The sequence below is a fragment of the Mesorhizobium huakuii genome, assembly GCF_014189455.1.
Classification (GTDB): domain Bacteria; phylum Pseudomonadota; class Alphaproteobacteria; order Rhizobiales; family Rhizobiaceae; genus Mesorhizobium; species Mesorhizobium huakuii_A.
This window is the reverse complement of record NZ_CP050296.1, coordinates 3,244,467-3,261,840: the sequence shown is the minus strand read 5'-3', so window position 1 is coordinate 3,261,840 and position 17,374 is coordinate 3,244,467. Positions and strand designations below refer to the sequence as shown.

24 protein-coding genes are annotated in these 17,374 nt (G+C 63.1%); 20 read left to right on the top strand and 4 right to left on the bottom strand.

What is annotated here, in order from left to right; genetic code table 11:
• The first annotated feature begins 24 nt into the window (after nucleotides 1-24).
• From HB778_RS16235 to HB778_RS16220, 4 genes are read left to right on the top strand one after another with little or no spacing between them, the layout of a single operon-like run.
• A complete protein-coding gene (locus HB778_RS16235) occupies nucleotides 25-327 on the top strand; it encodes an urease subunit gamma (protein WP_095203050.1) in 303 nt (100 codons plus the stop codon).
• A gap of 10 nt (nucleotides 328-337) precedes the next feature.
• Entirely contained in the window at nucleotides 338-592 is a 255-nt protein-coding gene (locus HB778_RS16230; RefSeq protein ID WP_183464747.1) for a DUF1272 domain-containing protein, read from the top strand.
• Nucleotides 593-626: 34 nt separating this feature from the next.
• Nucleotides 627-1,214 carry a HupE/UreJ family protein gene (locus HB778_RS16225; protein WP_095203048.1) on the top strand — a complete coding sequence of 196 codons (588 nt, stop codon included), beginning with the start codon at nucleotides 627-629 and terminating at the stop codon, nucleotides 1,212-1,214.
• A gap of 6 nt (nucleotides 1,215-1,220) precedes the next feature.
• On the top strand, nucleotides 1,221-1,526 hold the full coding sequence (locus tag HB778_RS16220; RefSeq protein WP_183464746.1) for an urease subunit beta: 306 nt from the start codon (nucleotides 1,221-1,223) through the stop codon (nucleotides 1,524-1,526).
• A 74-nt stretch (nucleotides 1,527-1,600) separates the two neighbouring features.
• Here HB778_RS16220 and HB778_RS16215 read toward each other — a convergent pair whose 3' ends face one another.
• On the bottom strand, nucleotides 1,601-1,990 hold the full coding sequence (locus tag HB778_RS16215) for a hypothetical protein (RefSeq protein ID WP_183464745.1): 390 nt from the start codon (nucleotides 1,988-1,990) through the stop codon (nucleotides 1,601-1,603).
• Between the two features lie 167 nt (nucleotides 1,991-2,157).
• Between HB778_RS16215 and ureC the strand changes: the two genes are divergently transcribed.
• Nucleotides 2,158-3,870 carry an urease subunit alpha gene (ureC, locus tag HB778_RS16210; protein WP_432421253.1) on the top strand — a complete coding sequence of 571 codons (1,713 nt, stop codon included), beginning with the start codon at nucleotides 2,158-2,160 and terminating at the stop codon, nucleotides 3,868-3,870.
• Nucleotides 3,871-3,883: 13 nt separating this feature from the next.
• On the opposite strand, the gene HB778_RS16205 is transcribed toward ureC, so the two are convergent.
• Nucleotides 3,884-4,030, bottom strand: coding sequence for a hypothetical protein (locus HB778_RS16205; RefSeq protein ID WP_183464744.1), 147 nt, complete (start codon nucleotides 4,028-4,030; stop codon nucleotides 3,884-3,886).
• Nucleotides 4,031-4,067: 37 nt separating this feature from the next.
• Between HB778_RS16205 and HB778_RS16200 the strand changes: the two genes are divergently transcribed.
• The 8 genes from HB778_RS16200 to HB778_RS16165 all read left to right on the top strand — a co-directional run bounded on the left by HB778_RS16200 (nucleotide 4,068) and on the right by HB778_RS16165 (nucleotide 9,025).
• Nucleotides 4,068-4,556 carry a DUF29 domain-containing protein gene (locus tag HB778_RS16200; RefSeq protein WP_183464743.1) on the top strand — a complete coding sequence of 163 codons (489 nt, stop codon included), beginning with the start codon at nucleotides 4,068-4,070 and terminating at the stop codon, nucleotides 4,554-4,556.
• A 43-nt stretch (nucleotides 4,557-4,599) separates the two neighbouring features.
• Entirely contained in the window at nucleotides 4,600-5,193 is a 594-nt protein-coding gene (locus HB778_RS16195; protein ID WP_183464742.1) for a hypothetical protein, read from the top strand.
• A gap of 44 nt (nucleotides 5,194-5,237) precedes the next feature.
• Nucleotides 5,238-5,843 (top strand): glutathione S-transferase family protein, encoded by a 606-nt coding sequence (locus HB778_RS16190; RefSeq protein ID WP_183464741.1) that lies wholly within the window; start codon nucleotides 5,238-5,240, stop codon nucleotides 5,841-5,843.
• Nucleotides 5,840-6,430: an urease accessory protein UreE gene (ureE, locus tag HB778_RS16185; RefSeq protein WP_183464740.1), complete on the top strand. Its 591-nt coding sequence runs from the start codon at nucleotides 5,840-5,842 to the stop codon at nucleotides 6,428-6,430. Before HB778_RS16190 ends, ureE begins: the two co-directional genes overlap by 4 nt.
• The gene (locus HB778_RS16180; protein WP_183464739.1) at nucleotides 6,423-7,094 is read left to right on the top strand and encodes an urease accessory protein UreF; all 672 of its coding nucleotides are present in this window, start codon (nucleotides 6,423-6,425) and stop codon (nucleotides 7,092-7,094) included. Before ureE ends, HB778_RS16180 begins: the two co-directional genes overlap by 8 nt.
• Nucleotides 7,091-7,531, top strand: coding sequence for a DUF3995 domain-containing protein (locus tag HB778_RS16175; protein ID WP_183464738.1), 441 nt, complete (start codon nucleotides 7,091-7,093; stop codon nucleotides 7,529-7,531). Before HB778_RS16180 ends, HB778_RS16175 begins: the two co-directional genes overlap by 4 nt.
• Nucleotides 7,528-8,169, top strand: coding sequence for an urease accessory protein UreG (ureG, locus tag HB778_RS16170; RefSeq protein ID WP_183464737.1), 642 nt, complete (start codon nucleotides 7,528-7,530; stop codon nucleotides 8,167-8,169). Before HB778_RS16175 ends, ureG begins: the two co-directional genes overlap by 4 nt.
• A gap of 88 nt (nucleotides 8,170-8,257) precedes the next feature.
• On the top strand, nucleotides 8,258-9,025 hold the full coding sequence (locus HB778_RS16165) for a class II aldolase and adducin N-terminal domain-containing protein (protein ID WP_183464736.1): 768 nt from the start codon (nucleotides 8,258-8,260) through the stop codon (nucleotides 9,023-9,025).
• On the opposite strand, the gene HB778_RS16160 is transcribed toward HB778_RS16165, so the two are convergent.
• Nucleotides 9,022-9,654 carry an HAD family hydrolase gene (locus tag HB778_RS16160; protein ID WP_183464735.1) on the bottom strand — a complete coding sequence of 211 codons (633 nt, stop codon included), beginning with the start codon at nucleotides 9,652-9,654 and terminating at the stop codon, nucleotides 9,022-9,024. The two genes, HB778_RS16165 and HB778_RS16160, sit on opposite strands and share 4 nt — an antisense overlap.
• Before the next feature lie 245 nt (nucleotides 9,655-9,899).
• Here HB778_RS16160 and HB778_RS16155 point away from each other — a divergent pair, with 245 nt between their 5' ends.
• Nucleotides 9,900-10,859 (top strand): sugar-binding transcriptional regulator, encoded by a 960-nt coding sequence (locus HB778_RS16155; RefSeq protein WP_115142004.1) that lies wholly within the window; start codon nucleotides 9,900-9,902, stop codon nucleotides 10,857-10,859.
• Between the two features lie 58 nt (nucleotides 10,860-10,917).
• Here the strand turns inward: HB778_RS16155 and HB778_RS16150 are convergent, their stop codons facing one another.
• A complete protein-coding gene (locus HB778_RS16150) occupies nucleotides 10,918-11,103 on the bottom strand; it encodes a hypothetical protein (protein WP_183465108.1) in 186 nt (61 codons plus the stop codon).
• Between the two features lie 110 nt (nucleotides 11,104-11,213).
• Here HB778_RS16150 and gcvA point away from each other — a divergent pair, with 110 nt between their 5' ends.
• From gcvA to HB778_RS16120, 6 genes are all read left to right on the top strand, one after another.
• A complete protein-coding gene (gene gcvA / locus HB778_RS16145; protein ID WP_183464734.1) occupies nucleotides 11,214-12,119 on the top strand; it encodes a transcriptional regulator GcvA in 906 nt (301 codons plus the stop codon).
• 221 nt (nucleotides 12,120-12,340) lie between these two features.
• Complete coding sequence (locus HB778_RS16140) at nucleotides 12,341-13,651, top strand: ABC transporter substrate-binding protein (RefSeq protein ID WP_183464733.1); 1,311 nt, start codon at nucleotides 12,341-12,343, stop codon at nucleotides 13,649-13,651.
• Nucleotides 13,652-13,792: 141 nt separating this feature from the next.
• Nucleotides 13,793-14,665 (top strand): carbohydrate ABC transporter permease, encoded by an 873-nt coding sequence (locus tag HB778_RS16135; RefSeq protein WP_183464732.1) that lies wholly within the window; start codon nucleotides 13,793-13,795, stop codon nucleotides 14,663-14,665.
• Nucleotides 14,666-14,676: 11 nt separating this feature from the next.
• Nucleotides 14,677-15,501, top strand: coding sequence for a carbohydrate ABC transporter permease (locus HB778_RS16130; protein ID WP_183464731.1), 825 nt, complete (start codon nucleotides 14,677-14,679; stop codon nucleotides 15,499-15,501).
• Between the two features lie 50 nt (nucleotides 15,502-15,551).
• Nucleotides 15,552-16,550: an ABC transporter ATP-binding protein gene (locus HB778_RS16125; protein ID WP_183464730.1), complete on the top strand. Its 999-nt coding sequence runs from the start codon at nucleotides 15,552-15,554 to the stop codon at nucleotides 16,548-16,550.
• Between the two features lie 2 nt (nucleotides 16,551-16,552).
• The gene (locus HB778_RS16120) at nucleotides 16,553-17,323 is read left to right on the top strand and encodes an L-iditol 2-dehydrogenase (protein ID WP_183465107.1); all 771 of its coding nucleotides are present in this window, start codon (nucleotides 16,553-16,555) and stop codon (nucleotides 17,321-17,323) included.
• Nucleotides 17,324-17,374: the final 51 nt, after the last annotated feature.

The window sequence follows — 17,374 nt, the reverse complement described above, 5'->3', positions numbered from 1 at the left end:
GTCTGCCTCATCTTTGGAAACCGCATGAACCTGACACCAAGGGAAAAGGACAAGCTGCTGATCGCCATGGCGGCGATCGTGGCCCGCAAGCGGCTGGAGCGCGGCGTCAAGCTCAACCATCCGGAAGCGATCGCGCTGATCACCGACTTCGTCGTCGAGGGCGCCCGCGATGGCCGCCCGGTCGCCGAACTGATGGAGGCCGGCGCCCATGTCGTCACCCGCGCGCAGGTGATGCAAGGCATCGCCGAGATGATCCATGACGTGCAGGTGGAGGCGACCTTCCCCGACGGCACCAAGCTGGTGACCGTGCACGAGCCCATCAGGTGAGGAGGCAGAGATGCTCGAGCTGCGCCCAAACTGCGAGTGCTGCGACAAGGATCTACCGCCGGAGGCTACGGATGCGTTGATCTGCACCTTCGAATGCACCTTCTGCGCCGATTGCGTGGAACACGTGCTGGGCGGCGCCTGCCCCAATTGCGGCGGCAATTTTTCGGTCCGGCCGATCCGCCCTGCCGCGATGCTGAAGAAATATCCGGCTTCGACCAAGCGCATCCTCAAGGCCGAGGGCTGCGGCCCGCGCAAGGCCGCGTGAATAGCGTGACACTGGAAACGGAAGGCAAATAGAAATGATCCCTGCCAAACGACTGTCCCTCTCGGCCATCCTGTTTCTGGCTCCGGCCATGCCCGCCTACGCCCATGTCGGCGTCGGTACGACGTCGTCCTTCACGGCCGGCTTCATGCATCCTCTGTCCGGCCTTGATCATATGACCGTGATGGTCGCCGTTGGCTTGTGGGCGGCGCTCAAGGGCGGCAGGGCGGTCTGGGCGTGGCCGGCGGCCTTTGTCGGCGTCATGCTGGGCGGCGCGGCCCTTGGCATGGCACATGTGCCGGTGCCCTTCGTCGAGCCGGGCATACTGGCCTCCGTCGTGGCGCTTGGCCTGCTGGTGGCGCTGGCCATCGATCTGCCCGTCTCGGCCGGCGTCGCCATTATCGGCCTATTCGCGCTGTTCCACGGGCACGCGCACGGCACCGAAGTGCCGGAAAATGCCGGCGGGCTCGAATACATGGCCGGCTTTGCCGTCGCCACCGTGCTGCTGCATGCCGTTGGCATCGCCGCGGGCCTGGGCCTTGGCATGAGGTTCCGCGGTCTGGCGCGTGTCGCCGGTGCTGCCTGCGCGGCGATCGGCGTCGGCCTCGCCTTCGGCGTCGTGTGATCTCAGATGATCCCCGGCGAAATCATCCCCGTCCAAGGCGACATCGAGCTCAACAAGGGCCTGCCGACCGTGACCCTGAAAGTCGCCAACAGCGGCGACCGGCCGGTCCAGGTCGGCAGCCACTACCATTTCTTCGAAACCAATGAGGGGCTGAAGTTCGACCGCGAACAGGCGCGCGGCATGCGTCTCGACATTGCCGCCGGCACCGCCATGCGCTTCGAACCGGGCCAGGAACGCGACGTCACGCTGGTGCCACTTGGCGGCAAGCGCGAGGTCTATGGGTTCCAGCAGAAGGTGATGGGCAAGCTGTGAGACCGGTGGTGTCGAGCGCTCGCGGACGCACGATGCGGCCGGCGGACCGGATGCCGGCCCGCCGCGCCGGCTTATCAGCTGGCCTTTTTGGTGATCAGGGTCAGCGCGCCGTTGGGCTGCATGCTGGCCGCGACCACCTGCGCCGAGGTCATTCCCTTGGCCTCGAGGGCAGACTTTACCTTGGGGGTGGCGTCGATCGAGCTGCGCAGTTTCTGCAGACCGGCGTCACCGCGCTGGGCGATCACCTGATTGACCTGCGTCTGGGTGTCCTTCGGCAGCTCGGTGATGTCGACGATGTTGACGCTCTGGATCGCCGGCGCGGCCTGCTGACCGCCAGGGGCGGGCGTCGTTTCCTTGGGAGCAGGCGCGGCCGGAGCGGGCTGTTGCGCGGGTTGTTGCTGGGCACTGGCTGCACCGGCCAGCATCAGGCTGGCGGCGGCTGCAAGAATTATCGTTTTGCGCATGGATTTTCCTTCCATCGATTTGGCAAACGGTCGTTTTGGGGTGACCTGCCAACCTCAACCGCCAAATCTGATCAGAAGGTGTCGCCCAGCGGGTCATTGCGTGACCATTGGATGGCTGCAATGTGCAGCCCAGCCTCAACCACACCGCATTTTCGGAGCAATCGCTGATGGCCAGAATCTCGCGTGCCGCCTACGCCCAGATGTATGGGCCAACTGTCGGCGACAAGGTCAGGCTGGCCGATACCGAACTCTTCATCGAGGTTGAAAAGGACCTCACCGTCCACGGTGAAGAGGTAAAATTCGGCGGCGGCAAGGTGATCCGCGACGGCATGGGCCAGGGCCAGGTATCCCGCGCCCAGGGCGCGGTCGACACCGTCATCACCAATGCGCTGGTGATCGACGCCAGCGCGGGCATCTTCAAGGCCGATATCGGCCTCAAGGATGGCCGCATCGCGGCCATCGGCAAGGCCGGCAACCCGGACACGCAGGACGGTGTCACCATCATCATCGGTCCCGGCACGGAAATCATCGCCGGCGAGGGCAAGATCCTGACCGCCGGCGGCTTTGACGCGCATATCCACTTCATCTGCCCGCAGCAGATCGAGGAAGCGCTGATGAGCGGCATCACCACTATGCTCGGCGGCGGCACCGGCCCGGCGCATGGCACGCTGGCCACCACCTGCACACCCGGCCCCTGGCACATGGCGCGCATGATCCAGTCCTTCGATGCCTTTCCGATGAATATCGGCCTGTCGGGCAAGGGCAATGCTTCCTTGCCTGCCGCACTGGAGGAAATGGTGCTGGGCGGCGCCTGTTCGCTGAAATTGCATGAGGATTGGGGCACGACGCCGGCGGCGATCGACTGCTGCCTGTCGGTGGCCGACGATTACGACGTGCAGGTGATGATCCACACCGACACGCTGAACGAGTCAGGGTTTGTCGAAAACACCGTAGCGGCGATCAAGGGCCGCACCATCCACGCCTTCCACACCGAGGGTGCCGGCGGCGGCCATGCGCCCGACATCATCAAGGTCTGCGGCCTGCCCAACGTCATCCCGTCCTCGACCAATCCGACGCGACCCTACACGGTCAACACGCTGGCCGAGCATCTCGACATGCTGATGGTCTGCCATCATCTGTCGCCGTCGATCCCAGAAGACATCGCCTTTGCCGAAAGTCGCATCCGCAAGGAGACGATCGCTGCCGAGGACATCCTGCACGACATCGGCGCCTTCTCGATCATCTCGTCCGACAGCCAGGCCATGGGTCGTGTCGGCGAGGTGGCGATCCGGACCTGGCAGACCGCCGACAAGATGAAGCGCCAGCGCGGTTCGCTGCCGCAGGAAACCGGCGACAACGACAATTTCCGCGTCCGCCGCTACATCGCCAAATACACGATCAACCCGGCCATCGCGCATGGGCTGTCGAAAGACATCGGCTCGATCGCCGTCGGCAAACGCGCCGACCTGGTGCTGTGGAACCCAGCCTTCTTCGGTGTGAAACCGGACATGGTGCTGATCGGCGGCATGATCGCCGCCGCCCCGATGGGCGACCCCAACGCCTCGATCCCGACGCCGCAGCCGATGCACTACCGGCCGATGTTCGGCGCCTATGGCAAGGCCAGGACCAACTCGTCGGTGACCTTCGTTTCGAAGGCAGCGCTCGAGTCGGGGCTGCATGGTCGGCTTGGCATCGACAAGCAGTTCGTCGCCGTCGAAAACACCCGCGGCGGCATCGGCAAGCACTCGATGGTGCTCAACGACGCCACGCCGCATGTCGAGGTCGACCCCGAAACCTACGAGGTGCGCGCCGACGGCGAATTGCTCACCTGCGAGCCGGCAACGGTGCTGCCGATGGCGCAGCGGTATTTTCTGTTTTAAGGCCGCTTCCAGGTTAAGGTTCATGAATTCGGTCAAATGCCTCGACCGAAACCTGCGCGCATTTCGTCAACTGTTGGCGCAAAACCGTATGCGGCTTGTCAACTTCGGCACCGACACTGTCCCGCTGGATCGCCTGATCGACCACGTCGTTTGCTTCCAACTTGGAAATCCGGGGCCTTTGGAGCAATATAGACTTCATGAATAAGATTTTTCGCAAACAGCAATTGACGCCCTATGAGGCCGACTATGCTCAGTGGTGCGCCGAGCAAGGCGCGCTGTTGCGCGAAGGTCGTCTATCCGACCTCGACCGCGAGAATCTTGCCGAGGAGATTGAGAGCTTGGGGCGGAGCGACAAAAGGGAAATTGCAAGCAGGCTTGGTACCTTGGTCCTTCACTTGCTCAAATGGGAGTTTCAGCCCGAGCAACGCAAAACTGGATGGCTGCTGGCAATCCGTGAACAGCGGCACCGAATTGATGATCTGCTCGATGAAAGCCCGAGCCTGAAAGCATATCCGGCGCAGAGGCTCGCTCGAGAGTTCAAGATAGCAAGATTGAAGGCGCTGGACGAAACCAGCATGAGAGATCGCGATTTCCCAGTTGATTGCCCGTATGCGATCAGGGAAATTCTGGACCATGACTATTTTCCAGGTACGCTGTGGTCTTCCGACAAACTTATTCGCGAGTAGCAGAGAATTGGTCCGTCGCAGATATTTCATGACGTCGTGACCCATGGCCACCGAAATAGCCTCACCCCACGACATCTTCCCGCATATCCGCATCGTCATGGGCATGGTGATCGGGCTAGGCGTCGCCCGCCTGCTGTCGGGGGTGGCGCGGATCGTCCAGCATCCCGGCCAGTACCGGCTCTATTCCGTCCACCTGGCCTGGGTCGCCTCGGTGCTTCTGATGCTGGTGCATTTCTGGTGGTGGGAGTTCGGGCTCTACGCCATCGAGACCTGGACCTTCGGCAAATACCTGTTCATCATCTTCTACGCGATCACGCTGTTCCTGCTCTGCGCGCTGCTGTTTCCGGATTCGATGCTGGACTACACCAGCTACGAGGATTTCTTCTATTCGCGCCGGGGCTGGTTCTTCGGCCTGCTGGCGGCGACCTATCTGCTCGATGTGGTCGATACGTTGCTGAAAGGGTCTGAGCATTTTGCCCGCTTCGGCAACGAGTATCTGTTCCGCACGCCGGTCTTCGTGGCGCTGTGCATCGCCGCGATCCTGGTGCGCGACAGCCGCTTCCACATCGCTTTTGTCGCGGCGGCGCTGATCTACCAGATATCGTTCATCCTGCGGCTCTTCGACACGATCGTATGACTGTGTCGGATGGTCTAGAGTCCAGGAAAAGGTAGGGTTCAACCATGTACAAGGCCGTCGGATCACGGGGATCCCGGGTCAGTCGCGTTCTCTGGATGCTCGAGGAGCTCGGGCAGCGTTATGAGTTCGTCGAAGTGAAGTTGCGCTCGCCAGAAGCCTATGCGCTTAACCCATCAGGCAAGGTGCCGGTCCTCATCGACGGCGAGCTGACGGTGACGGATTCGGCGGCGATCTGCGTCTATCTCGCCGACAAGCACGCGGATAAAGGCATGGGCGCCAGCCCCGGCGTCGCCGGCCGTGCCGAGATGGATTCCTGGATGCATTTTGCCCAGAGCGAGTTCGAGGCGCCGCTGTGGAACAAATTGCGCCACCGCTTCCTGCTGCCGAAGGAAGTGCGCGTCGATGTCGGCCCCGCGGCGGCCTTCGATTTCGCCTCGGAAGCAAAGGCGCTGGGCCGCCGGCTTGGCGACAAAACGTTTGCGCTCGGCGACCGGTTTTCCGCCGTCGACGTGCTGCTCGGCGACATGGGCGGCTGGGCGCGCGCCGGAAAATTCCTGATCGAGTCCGACCGCGTCAACGCCTATTTCGACAGGGTGCTTTCGCGCCCTGCCCGCGCACGGGCGCAGGCCAACGGAGGCTCCTTGAAATGAAACTCAACCTCAACACCGATTTCACCAAATTCCCGCGCGCCGTCTCGGTGCGGCCCGCTGGCGAGGCGGGTGCGGCGCCCGCATTCGCCAAGGCTGTGCTTGCGCATGACGAACGGCATCTTCGCCGCCGCGCCATCGAACTGTCCGATGGCAGCAAGGTGCTGGTCGACCTGTCCGAACCCGTCGCCCTGAACGATGGCGACCGTCTGGTGCTGGAGGATGGCCGCCATGTCGAGATCATCGCGGCACCGGAAGAGGTCTACGACATCCGCGCGCGCGACGGCGTGCATCTGACCGAACTCGCCTGGCATATCGGCAACCGCCATCTCGCCGCGGGCATCGAGGCGGACCGTATCGTCATCCTGCGCGACCACGTCATCAAGGCGATGCTGGAGGGGCTTGGCGCCACGGTGCGCGAGGTTTCCGAACCGTTCAAGCCGGTGCGCGGCGCCTATTCCGGACATGGTGGTGGGCATGATCACGGCCATGCGCACAGCCACGCGGAAGCGCATTCTCACGCGCATGGCGAATCGCATTCCCACGCACACAGCCATTCCCATGCCGGTCATCACCACGACCATGACTGACCAGCCTTCGAACATTGCGCTCTTGCGGCTGATGGCGTGGCTGTCGCCGGCCTTTCCGGTCGGCGGTTTTGCCTACAGTCATGGTCTCGAGCGCGCGGTGCATGACGGGCTGGTTGCCGATGCCGAGAGCCTGGCCAGCTGGCTGGAAACGCTGGTCGAGATGGGCTCGGGCTGGAACGATGCCGTGCTGTTTTCCGAGAGCTGGCGCCGCGCCCGCGACGACGGCGATCTCGACGAGGTCGCCGCCCTGGCCGAGGCGCTCTCCGGCTCGCGCGAACGCCATACCGAGACCATGCTGCAAGGCGCGGCCTTCCTGAAAGCGGCTGCGGCCTGGCCCAATCCGGTGCTGAAGCGCTTGCCGGCTGAATGCGCCTATTGTGTCGTCGTCGGCGCCATTGCCGGCGGCAATGGCATTGCGCTGCAGGACGCGCTGTCCGCCTTCCTGCAAGCCTTCTTCTCCAACCTCGTGCAGGCGGCGATCAGGCTGGGTGTCGTCGGCCAGAGCGAGGCCACCACACTGCTGGCCGGCTTCGAGCCGCTGGCGCTTGCAACCGCCGCCCGCGCGTCCCGGTCGACATTGGACGATCTCGGCGGCTGCGCCTTCGTCTCCGACGTCATGGCGATGAAGCACGAAACTCAGTATTCGCGACTGTTCCGCTCATGATCCTTCTCGCTTTCGCGCTGTCCTTCGTCCTGCTGCTGATCACGGCGCTGCATGTCTATTGGGGCATTGGCGGCATCTGGCCGGGCGGGGATGCGGCGTCCTGTGCCCACGCGGTCGTCGGTTTTCGCGGCGTTGACGAAATGCCGACGCCCTTGGCCAGTTTCGCCGTTGCCGCCTGCCTTGGCCTGGCGACGCTCTGGCCGCTGGCGCTGATCGGCTTCTTTGCCTCGCCCTTCCCCAGAGAAGGCCTTGCAGCCACTTCGCTGCTCATCGGGCTGGTGTTTTTGGGGCGCGGCATTGCCGGCTTCACGCCGTGGTGGCGGCGGCTGGCGCCCGAGCAGCCTTTCGCCCGGCTCGATACCAGTTATTATTCGCCGCTCTGCCTGTTGATCGGGCTCGGCTTCGCAATCCTCGCCATCATGGAGTTCCCAACATGACCCAAGCCAACGGTCCCCTTCGCATCGGTATTGGCGGCCCTGTCGGCTCCGGCAAGACGACGCTCACCGAAAAACTCTGCAAGGCGCTGCGCGACGAGTTCTCCATCGCCGTCGTCACCAACGATATCTACACCAGGGAAGACGCTATGATGCTGGCCCGGCTGCAGGCGCTGCCGGAGGATCGCATCGTCGGCGTCGAGACCGGTGGCTGCCCGCATACCGCCATCCGCGAGGACGCCTCGATCAATTTGCAGGCGATCGCCGAACTCAACCGGAAATTCCCCGATCTCGACATCATCTTCATCGAATCCGGCGGCGACAACCTTGCCGCCACCTTCTCGCCGGACCTTGCGGATCTGACACTCTATGTCATCTCGGTTTGCCAGGGCGAGGAGATCCCGCGCAAGGGCGGGCCGGCGATCACCCGCTCCGATTTCCTGATCATCAACAAGAGCGATCTGGCGCCTTATGTGAACGTCAACCTCGACGTCATGGAGAGCGACGCCGGCCGCATGCGCGGCAAGCGGCCGTTCGGCTTCACCGATCTGTCGCGTGGCAAGGGCTTGCGGGAGGTCATCGACTTCATCGTCGAGCATGGTGGACTCAGGGCCGGCACTGTCGCCAGCACGGCGGCCTGACAGCCAGCGGCTTCTCCCTGCACCAACCGAAACCCGTTGCGGGCCGCCGTCGGTCGCGGCATTCTGGCCAAAACCGGAGGCATTTTCGATGAGCATCACCCGCCTGCACAAGGAGCCGCTGAGCAACCTGCCTTACTACGAAGAGCGCGTCGATCTCGCCGCCGCTTTCCGCTGGACAGCTCGGCTCAACATGCATGAGGCGGTGGCCAATCATTTCTCCCTGTCCGTCAACGACGACGGCACCAAATTCCTGATGAACCCGAACCAGGTGCATTTCTCGCGCATCAAGGCGAGCGATCTGCTGCTGATCGACGCCAACGATCCCGAAACGCTCTCCGGCCCCAATGCGCCCGACCCGACGGCCTGGGGCCTGCACGGCGCCATCCACCGCAACGTGCCGCATGCGCGCTGCGCCATGCATGTGCATTCGATCCACGCCACCGTGCTGGCCTCGCTGGCGGACTCGACTTTGCCGCCGATCGACCAGAATTCGGCGATGTTCTTCAACCGCCATGTCGTCGACGCGCATTATGGCGGGCTGGCCTTCGAGGAAGAGGGCGAGCGCTGCTCGCAGCTTCTCACCGACCCCAAGGTCAAGGTGATGGTGATGGGCAATCACGGCGTGATGGTGATCGGCGACACGGTCGCCGATGCCTTCAACCGCATGTTCTATTTCGAGCGCGCCGCCGAGACCTACATCAAGGCGCTGTGGACCGGCCGGCCGCTGCGGACGCTGTCCGATGCCATCGCCGAGAAAGCGGCGAGCGAAATGGATGATTATCCCGGCCAGGCCGAGCGTCATCTCGCCGAATTGAAGGCGATCCTCGACGAGCAGGAACCCGTCTACCGGAATTAAAGGCCGACTTCTCGGCGCAATTCCTCGGCGCTGTTGATGACGATGGCGCCGGGCGGTCCTTCCATCGGCTTTTCCGACCAGAAGATCGTCTTCATGCCCGCCGCCAGTCCCGCCATGGCGCCCGGCCAGCTGTCGTCGACCGCCACCGCGTGCGCGGGATCGACACCGGCCAGATAGGCAGCGCGCAGGAAGGGTTCGGCGTGCGGCTTGCCTTCGCGCACATCGTTGCGGCTGATGGTCTTCATGCCGGGATAGACAAGGCCGACCATGCGCAGATTGGCGTCGACGATCATCCGGTCAGAATTGGAAACCACCGCCTGCTGCACGCCAAGCGCTCGTAATTCGTTGAAGACCTCGATGGCGCCGGGGCGCGGCTTCAGGCCTTCGACCAGCGGCAGATAATGCTCGTATTTGCGCATGATCCAATCGTCGAAGGGAAGATCGAGGCCGAATTCGTCGCGCATCATCTCGTAGACCGGCCAGGCGGCGACGCCGAGCACGCGCTCATGCAGGTCGGCGGGCGGCTTGAGGCCGACATTGCGCATTGCCGCCACAAGGGCTGCCTCGTGCAGCGGCTCACTGTCGACCAGCGTGCCATCCATGTCCCAGAAAACCGCCTTCGGTGTCATGCAGCGCTCCTTTTGCGATCCCCTTAAAGGGTTTGCGCCGGGAGATAAACCGTCAGGATCACAGAAGGCGGCCGCGACCGGGAGTGAAGCCGGCCTGCTCGCTGCGGTCAGAGATTGTCGGTGGGTCAATCCCAATCTCGCAGTTGCGAACAATTGCCCTTGATATTGACAATTGCGCAGACAGCCGTTCCCTGCGAAACTAAGAGTGGACCGCCCTGATGACCGGCGGCCTTGGGAGGCAGGACGTGAATAGCCGGCAGGATGGCGGCAGCAACAGGCTGGACGACGCGGCGCGCGCCGGCTGGCTTTATTATGTTGCCGGCAACACACAGGACCAGATCGCCGCCACGCTCGGCATTTCGCGGCAGACGGCGCAGCGGCTGGTGTCGCTTGCGGTGTCGGAAGGCTTGATCAAGGTTCGTGTCGATCATCCGATCGCCAACTGCCTCGACCTCGCCGCCCGGCTGAAATCGCGCTTCGCGCTCGACCTGGTCGAGGTGGTGCCGAGCGATCCGAATTCATCCTCCACCACGATCGGCATCGCCGAGGCGGCGGCCGCCGAGATCGAGCGGCGGCTGCGCTCTCCGACGCCGATCGTCATGGGCATCGGCACCGGACGCACGCTGAAGGCGGCGATCGAACAGCTGCCGCCGATGGAATGTCCGCAGCACAAGGTGGTGTCCTTGACGGGCAACATCTCGCCGGACGGTTCGGCCGCCTTCTACAACGTCATCTTCACAATGGCCGACCGGGTCAAGGCGCGCTCCTTCCCGATGCCGCTGCCGGTCATCGCCTCCTCGCCGCAGGAGCGCGAGATGCTGCTCAACCAGCCGATGATCCAGCCGACGCTGGCGCTTGCGGCGGAAGCCGACGTCACCTTCATCGGCATTGGCGACCTCGGTCCCAAGGCGCCGCTCTATGAGGATGGTTTCATTTCCGAAAGCGAGCTGAAAGCCCTGCAGAAGGCTGGCGGCATCGCCGAGATCGTCGGCTGGGTGTTCGATCGCGATGGCCGCATGATCGAAGGCATCACCAACGACCGCGTGTCGTCGGCATCGCTGCCGTCGCGTGAAAAATCGCTGGTCATCGCGCTGGCCATGGGTGAGCGCAAGCTGCCGGGAATCCTGGCGGCCGTGAACCGCCGGTTGGTCAATGGCCTCATCACCGATGAGCGGACGGCGACCGCTTTGCTGGCCGGCATCTGACCGCAGACCCTGCCAGGTGCGGCAGCGGCGACTGCTTTTTGCGATAAAGCCGACAAGTCTATAGGTGCCGGCCGAAAGGGTCATTGCCATCGAGGAAACCGACGTCGCGCTGCAGATGCGGCGACAGGTCCCTGATGTCGAGATGCGCCCTTTTTCTGATCGCGAACCAACCGAATCCGTCCGTGAGCCACGAAATCCAGCGGTGATCCGGAGCGGGAGTGCATTTTTGCTGCGCCATGGTCATGATCGTCAACCTTCGCTATCCTGAACCCGAATGACGGGTTGACCCTGAATGTCGGTCTTGCCGGCCAGCTTTGCCAATCGAACGTCGATAAGGACCCATAAGGAGGCCTTATGCCGGATCTGAGCTCACCGCAGGTTTCGCAACTCCCGCCGCTGCAGGCGATCCGGGTGTTCGAAGCGGTGGCGCGGCATCTTTCCTTCACCAAGGCCGCCGTGGAACTCGCCATGACACAGGCCGCGGTCAGCTATCAGATCAAGGTGCTGGAAGAGCGTGTCGGGTCACCGCTGTTCCTGCGCCGGCCGCGGCAGATCGAGCTGACCGAATCCGGCCAACGGCTGGCGCCGGCGGTCAGCGAGGCCTTTGCCATTCTCAGCCAGGCCTATGCCGCGGCGCGTGGCGGCGCGGACGGTCTGTTGTGCGTCACCACGGTGCTGACCTTTGCCTCGAATTGGCTGGCGCATCATCTGGGCTCATTCCAGATGGCCCATCCCGCGCTTGCCGTGCGGCTCGAAACATCGAGCCGGCTGACGGATTTCGCCCGCGAGGATGTCGACCTCGCCATCCGCTCGGGTGGCGGCAAATGGCCGGGGCTGGAAGCCCACAAGCTGCTCGATGCCGATTTCACGCCGATGCTGAGCCCGAAGCTCGCGGCCAGCATTGGCGGCATCAAGGAGCCAGCCGACCTGTTGCGGCTGCCGATCCTCGATCCGGGCGACATCTGGTGGACGCAATGGTTCGAGGCCGCCGGCGTGCATACGCACGACCTTGCCAAGCGGCCCGGCAGCAGCATGGGCGCGCAGGCCTATGAGGCCAATGCCGCCATAGCAGGCCATGGCGTGGCGATCCTGACTAGGGCGCTGTTCAAGGCGGAGCTCGCCGACGGCCGCCTGATCCAGCCCTTCGACCTGGTCGGCGACGATGGCCACGCCTACTGGCTGGTCTATCCCGAAGCGCGCCGCAATGTGCCGAAGATCCGCGCCTTCCGCGACTGGCTGCTGGCCGAGATCGCCTGCTGACAGGCCTTTAGAGCCGCTCCAATCCTCCAGGCCTTCCTGTCCCGTCGGCTGATATCCGCCACGGGCGCGGCTTGCCGCCCCAAATTTCCATGCGCCTGTCCTGCGCCGGGACGGCCGAGTGCTGCGCTGCAGCATCGAATCCGGCTTGACATAATTCATCTCAAGTGAGTAATTGCTCAAAGCCAAGGCAAATGCTCATCTTGGTTCATGGGAGGAATTTGATGAAACTGCGCACGCTCACCCTGGGCTTGTTGTCGGCCAGCGCTCTCGCTTTTGCCGCACATGCCGAATCCATCACCATCGCCACCGTCAACAATGGCGACATGGTCCGCATGCAGAAGCTGACCGAAGACTTCACCAAGGCGAACCCCGACATCCAGCTCAACTGGGTGACGCTCGAAGAAAACGTGCTGCGCGAGCGCGTCACCACCGACATCGCCACCAAGGGTGGCCAGTATGACGTGATGACCATCGGCACCTACGAGGTGCCGATCTGGGCCAAGCAGAGCTGGCTCTTGCCGCTCGACAAGCTCGGCGACGACTATGACGCCAAGGACATCATCCCCGCCATTGCCGGCGGCCTTTCGGTCGACGGCAAGCTCTATGCCGCGCCCTTCTACGGCGAAAGCTCCTTCGTCATGTACCGCAAGGATTTGATGGAAAAAGCAGGGCTGAAGATGCCCGACGCTCCGACCTGGGACTTCATCAAGCAGGCCGCCGACAAGATGACCGACCGCGCCAATGGCGTGAATGGCGTCTGCCTGCGCGGCAAGGCCGGCTGGGGCGAGAACATGGCCTTCCTGACCGCCATGTCGAACTCCTTCGGCGCCCGCTGGTTCGACGAGAACTGGAAGCCGCAGTTCGACCAGCCCGAATGGAAGAACACGCTGCAGTTCTATGTCGACCTGATGAAGGCCGACGGTCCGGAAGGTGCGTCCTCCAACGGCTTCAACGAAAACCTGGCGCTGTTCCAGCAGGGCAAGTGCGGCATGTGGATCGACGCCACCGTCGCGGCATCCTTCGTTTCGGATCCGAAGAACTCGACCGTCGCCGACAAGGTCGGCTATGCGCTGGCGCCCGACAATGGTCTGGGCAAGCGCGGCAACTGGCTGTGGGCATGGTCGCTGGCCATTCCGGCCGGCACCAAGAAGGCTGACGCCGCCGAGAAGTTCGTCTCCTGGGCGACCAGCAAGCATTACGCCGAGCTCGTCGCGGCTAAGGAAGGCTGGGCCAACGTTCCTCCGGGCACGCGCTCCTCGCTCTACGCCAATGCCGAGTACCAGAAGGCGGCTCCGTTCGCCAAGATGACGCTGGACTCGATCAACGCCGCCGATCCGACGCATCCGACTGTCAAGCCGGTGCCCTATGTCGGCGTCCAGTTCGTCGCCATCCCTGAGTTCCAGGGCCTTGGCACCACTGTCGGCCAGCTCTTCTCGGCGGCTCTTGCCGGCCAGTCGAGCGTCGACGATGCGCTGAAGCAGGCCCAGGACGCTGCCACCGCGGCAATGACCGAAGGCGGGTATATCAAGTAAGGCTCCTCCCGGTGCCGAATGCCGGTCGCGCACCATGACCGGCAGTGGCCGCCCGAGTCCCAGTTCGGGCGGCCATCTTCACAATCCTGGAATTTCTGGCACAACTCTAAAAATCTAGCTGACCTTTGGAGGGTGACCGTCATGGCTACTCAGCAGACCCGTTCGCTTGCCCGTTTCATGATGGCGCCATCTGTCGTGCTGCTGTTCGTCTGGATGATCGTGCCGCTGGTCATCACCCTCTGGTTCTCCTTCCAGCAGTACAATCCGCTCAACCCGATCCGCGACGGCTTCGTTGGTTTCTCCAACTATGCGCTGTTCTATTCCAACCCCGCCTTCCTGCAATCGATCCTCAACACCTTGATCCTGGTGATCAGCGTTCTGTTGATCACGGTGATCGGCGGCATCCTGCTGGCGCTTTTGATCGATCAGCCGATGTGGGGACAGGGGATCGTGCGCATCCTCGTCATTTCACCGTTCTTCGTCATGCCGCCAGTGGCCGCACTGGTCTGGAAGAACATGATCATGCACCCGCAATACGGAGTGTTCGCCGACATAGCGCGCTTCTTCGGGGCGCAACCGATCGACTGGTTCGGGCAACATCCGATGACGGCGATCATCATCATCGTCGCCTGGCAGTGGCTGCCTTTCGCGACATTGATCCTTTTGACCGCGCTGCAATCGCTCGACGGCGAGCAGAAGGAAGCCGCCGAAATGGACGGCGCCGGCTTTATCAGCCGCTTCATCTATCTGACGCTGCCGCACATGTCGCGCGCCATCACCGTGGTCATCCTGATCCAGACCATCTTCCTGCTCTCGGTCTATGCCGAGATCCTGGTCACTACCAATGGCGGCCCCGGCTACGCCTCCACCAACCTGCCCTTCCTCGTCTACCAGAAGGCGTTGCTGGAGTTCAAAATCGGCCAGGCATCCGCGGGCGGCGTGATCGCCGTCATTCTCGCCAATATCGTCGCCTTCTTCGCCATGCGCGCGGTCGGCAAGAACCTCGACAAGTAAGGGAGGACAAGATGGCCCGTGCAGTCACCACCCGGCACAAGACGATCGCGACGGCTGCGGCCTGGATCGTCGCGCTGCTGATCTTCTTCCCGATCCTCTACACGATCATAACCTCGTTCAAGTCGGAACAGGAGGCGATCCAGGGTTTCGCCCTGATCCCGTCCGGAACGTTCGAGAGTTATACCGAGGTTCAGGCGCAGAGCGGCTACTTCAAGTTCTTCTTCAATTCGGTGCTGCTCTCGGTCGGCTCAACCATCCTGGCCTTGCTGGTCGCCATTCCGGCGGCATGGTCGATGGCGTTCTCGCCGACCAAGCGGACCAAGGACATTCTGATGTGGATGCTGTCCACCAAGATGATGCCGGCTGTCGCGGTGCTGTTCCCGATCTACCTGATCTTCCGCGACACCGGCCTGCTCGACAGCCGCATCGGCCTGATGGTCATGCTGATGCTGATCAACCTGCCGATCGTGGTGTGGATGCTCTACACCTACTTCCGCGAGATCCCTGGCGAAATCCTGGAAGCGGCGCGCATGGACGGCGCCTCGCTGTGGAACGAGATCATCTATGTGCTGACCCCGATGGCGGTGCCCGGCATTGCCTCGACCATGCTCTTGAACATCATCCTGGCCTGGAACGAGGCGTTCTGGACGATCCGCCTGACCACCACGGATGCTGCTCCGCTCACCGCCTTCATCAGTTCCTTCTCCAGCCCGCAAGGCCTGTTCTGGGCCAAGCTTTCGGCCGCCTCGACGCTGGCGATCGCGCCGATCCTGATCATGGGCTGGTTCAGCCAGAAGCAGCTGGTGCGCGGCCTGACCTTTGGCGCCGTGAAATAATACCGCCGCACGCAACCGACGACGGACAATAACCCCTCGGGGAGGAAACCATGGGAAACATCACGCTCAAGAACGTCTCCAAGTCCTTCGGGGCGACGTCAATCATCCCCGGCCTCGACCTGGTGATCGAGAATGGCGAGTTCGTCGTCTTCGTCGGCCCGTCGGGTTGCGGCAAGTCCACGCTGCTGCGACTGATCGCCGGGCTGGAGGACACCAGCGGCGGCACCATCAACATCGATGGCCGTGACGTCACCGGCGAGGCGCCGGCCAAGCGCAAGCTTGCCATGGTGTTCCAGTCCTACGCGCTCTATCCGCATATGACGGTGGCCAAGAACATCGCCTTCCCGCTGAAGATGGCGGGCGAGGACCAGGCGACCATCGACAAGAAGGTAAAGGACGCGGCACGCGTCTTGAACCTCACCAACTATCTCGAACGGCGGCCCGGCCAGCTCTCAGGCGGCCAGCGCCAGCGCGTCGCCATCGGCCGCGCCATCGTGCGCCAGCCCTCGGCCTTCCTGTTCGACGAACCGCTCTCCAACCTCGATGCGGCCCTTCGCGGCACGATGCGGCTGGAGATCAGCGAGTTGCACCACCAGCTCAAGACCACCATGATCTACGTCACCCACGACCAGGTCGAAGCCATGACCATGGCCGACAAGATCGTCGTGCTGAATGCCGGCAATATCGAGCAGGTCGGCTCGCCGATGGAGCTCTACAAGACGCCGCGCAACCTGTTCGTCGCCGGCTTCATCGGCTCGCCGAAGATGAACCTGATCGAGGGCGCGCCAGCCGCCAAACATGGCGCCAAGACCATCGGTATCCGCCCCGAACATATGGATATCTCAACCACGGCGGGCGAATGGAAAGCCACCGTCGGCGTTGCCGAACATCTGGGCTCCGACACCTTCCTGCATGTCCAGACCGATGGCGTCGGGCCGCTGACGGTGCGCGCCGACGGCGAGTTAGCCGTCCATCACGGTGACACCATCTATCTGACGCCCGACAAGGCCAAGCTGCATCGCTTCGGTGCCGACGGAAAGGCAATGTGAGCATGCGCCTGGCCGGCAAATCGGCGCTGATCACGGGTTCGGCGCGTGGCATCGGCAAGGCTTTTGCCGAAGCCTATGTGCGCGAAGGCGCCACGGTGGCGATTGCCGACATCAACCTTGAGGCCGCGCAAAAGACGGCCGCCGAGATCGGCGCCAATGCCTATGCCGTCAAACTCGATGTCACGGATCAGGCCTCCATCGACGCCGCGGTGAAGGCGGTGGAAAGCAAGGCCGGCGGCCTCGACATATTGATCAACAACGCGGCCTTGTTCGATCTGGCGCCGATCGTCGAGATCTCCCGGGCAAGCTACGAGAAATTGTTTTCCGTCAATGTCGCCGGCACGCTGTTCATGCTGCAGGCGGCTGCCCGCTCGATGATCGCGCGGGGCAAGGGCGGCAAAATCATCAACATGGCAAGCCAGGCCGGGCGGCGTGGCGAGGCGCTGGTCGGCGTCTATTGCGCCACCAAGGCCGCCGTCATCTCGCTGACCCAGTCGGCGGGCCTCGACCTGATCAAGCACCGCATCAACGTCAACGGCATCGCGCCCGGGGTCGTGGACAGCGACATGTGGGATCAAGTCGACGCCCTGTTCGCCAAATATGAGAACCGGCCGAAGGGCGAGAAGAAGAGGCTTGTCGGCGAAGGGGTGCCTTACGGCCGCATGGGCAAGCCGGAGGATCTCGCCGGCATGGCGGTCTTCCTGGCCAGTGACGAGGCCGAGTACATCGTCGCCCAGACCTACAATGTCGATGGCGGCCAGTGGATGAGTTGAGGGGGGGACGGCCTCTGCTTCTCGTCCCTCCGCGAGAAGCAGAGGCCAATA

Excerpts from the sequence above, each read along its gene's own strand:
- HB778_RS16175 (WP_183464738.1), top strand. The coding sequence starts at position 7,091 with ATGATCCTTCTCGCTTTCGCGCTGTCCTTCGTCCTGCTGCTGATCACG.
- HB778_RS16220 (WP_183464746.1), top strand. The coding sequence starts at position 1,221 with ATGATCCCCGGCGAAATCATCCCCGTCCAAGGCGACATCGAGCTCAAC.
- HB778_RS16195 (WP_183464742.1), top strand. The coding sequence starts at position 4,600 with ATGGCCACCGAAATAGCCTCACCCCACGACATCTTCCCGCATATCCGC.
- HB778_RS16135 (WP_183464732.1), top strand. The coding sequence starts at position 13,793 with ATGGCTACTCAGCAGACCCGTTCGCTTGCCCGTTTCATGATGGCGCCA.
- HB778_RS16160 (WP_183464735.1), bottom strand. The coding sequence starts at position 9,654 with ATGACACCGAAGGCGGTTTTCTGGGACATGGATGGCACGCTGGTCGAC.
- HB778_RS16140 (WP_183464733.1), top strand. The coding sequence starts at position 12,341 with ATGAAACTGCGCACGCTCACCCTGGGCTTGTTGTCGGCCAGCGCTCTC.
- HB778_RS16200 (WP_183464743.1), top strand. The coding sequence starts at position 4,068 with ATGAATAAGATTTTTCGCAAACAGCAATTGACGCCCTATGAGGCCGAC.
- ureC (WP_432421253.1), top strand. The coding sequence starts at position 2,158 with ATGGCCAGAATCTCGCGTGCCGCCTACGCCCAGATGTATGGGCCAACT.
- HB778_RS16120 (WP_183465107.1), top strand. The coding sequence starts at position 16,553 with ATGCGCCTGGCCGGCAAATCGGCGCTGATCACGGGTTCGGCGCGTGGC.
- HB778_RS16230 (WP_183464747.1), top strand. The coding sequence starts at position 338 with ATGCTCGAGCTGCGCCCAAACTGCGAGTGCTGCGACAAGGATCTACCG.
- HB778_RS16190 (WP_183464741.1), top strand. The coding sequence starts at position 5,238 with ATGTACAAGGCCGTCGGATCACGGGGATCCCGGGTCAGTCGCGTTCTC.
- HB778_RS16235 (WP_095203050.1), top strand. The coding sequence starts at position 25 with ATGAACCTGACACCAAGGGAAAAGGACAAGCTGCTGATCGCCATGGCG.
- HB778_RS16165 (WP_183464736.1), top strand. The coding sequence starts at position 8,258 with ATGAGCATCACCCGCCTGCACAAGGAGCCGCTGAGCAACCTGCCTTAC.
- HB778_RS16180 (WP_183464739.1), top strand. The coding sequence starts at position 6,423 with ATGACTGACCAGCCTTCGAACATTGCGCTCTTGCGGCTGATGGCGTGG.
- ureE (WP_183464740.1), top strand. The coding sequence starts at position 5,840 with ATGAAACTCAACCTCAACACCGATTTCACCAAATTCCCGCGCGCCGTC.
- gcvA (WP_183464734.1), top strand. The coding sequence starts at position 11,214 with ATGCCGGATCTGAGCTCACCGCAGGTTTCGCAACTCCCGCCGCTGCAG.
- HB778_RS16125 (WP_183464730.1), top strand. The coding sequence starts at position 15,552 with ATGGGAAACATCACGCTCAAGAACGTCTCCAAGTCCTTCGGGGCGACG.
- HB778_RS16130 (WP_183464731.1), top strand. The coding sequence starts at position 14,677 with ATGGCCCGTGCAGTCACCACCCGGCACAAGACGATCGCGACGGCTGCG.
- ureG (WP_183464737.1), top strand. The coding sequence starts at position 7,528 with ATGACCCAAGCCAACGGTCCCCTTCGCATCGGTATTGGCGGCCCTGTC.
- HB778_RS16150 (WP_183465108.1), bottom strand. The coding sequence starts at position 11,103 with ATGACCATGGCGCAGCAAAAATGCACTCCCGCTCCGGATCACCGCTGG.
- HB778_RS16225 (WP_095203048.1), top strand. The coding sequence starts at position 627 with ATGATCCCTGCCAAACGACTGTCCCTCTCGGCCATCCTGTTTCTGGCT.
- HB778_RS16215 (WP_183464745.1), bottom strand. The coding sequence starts at position 1,990 with ATGCGCAAAACGATAATTCTTGCAGCCGCCGCCAGCCTGATGCTGGCC.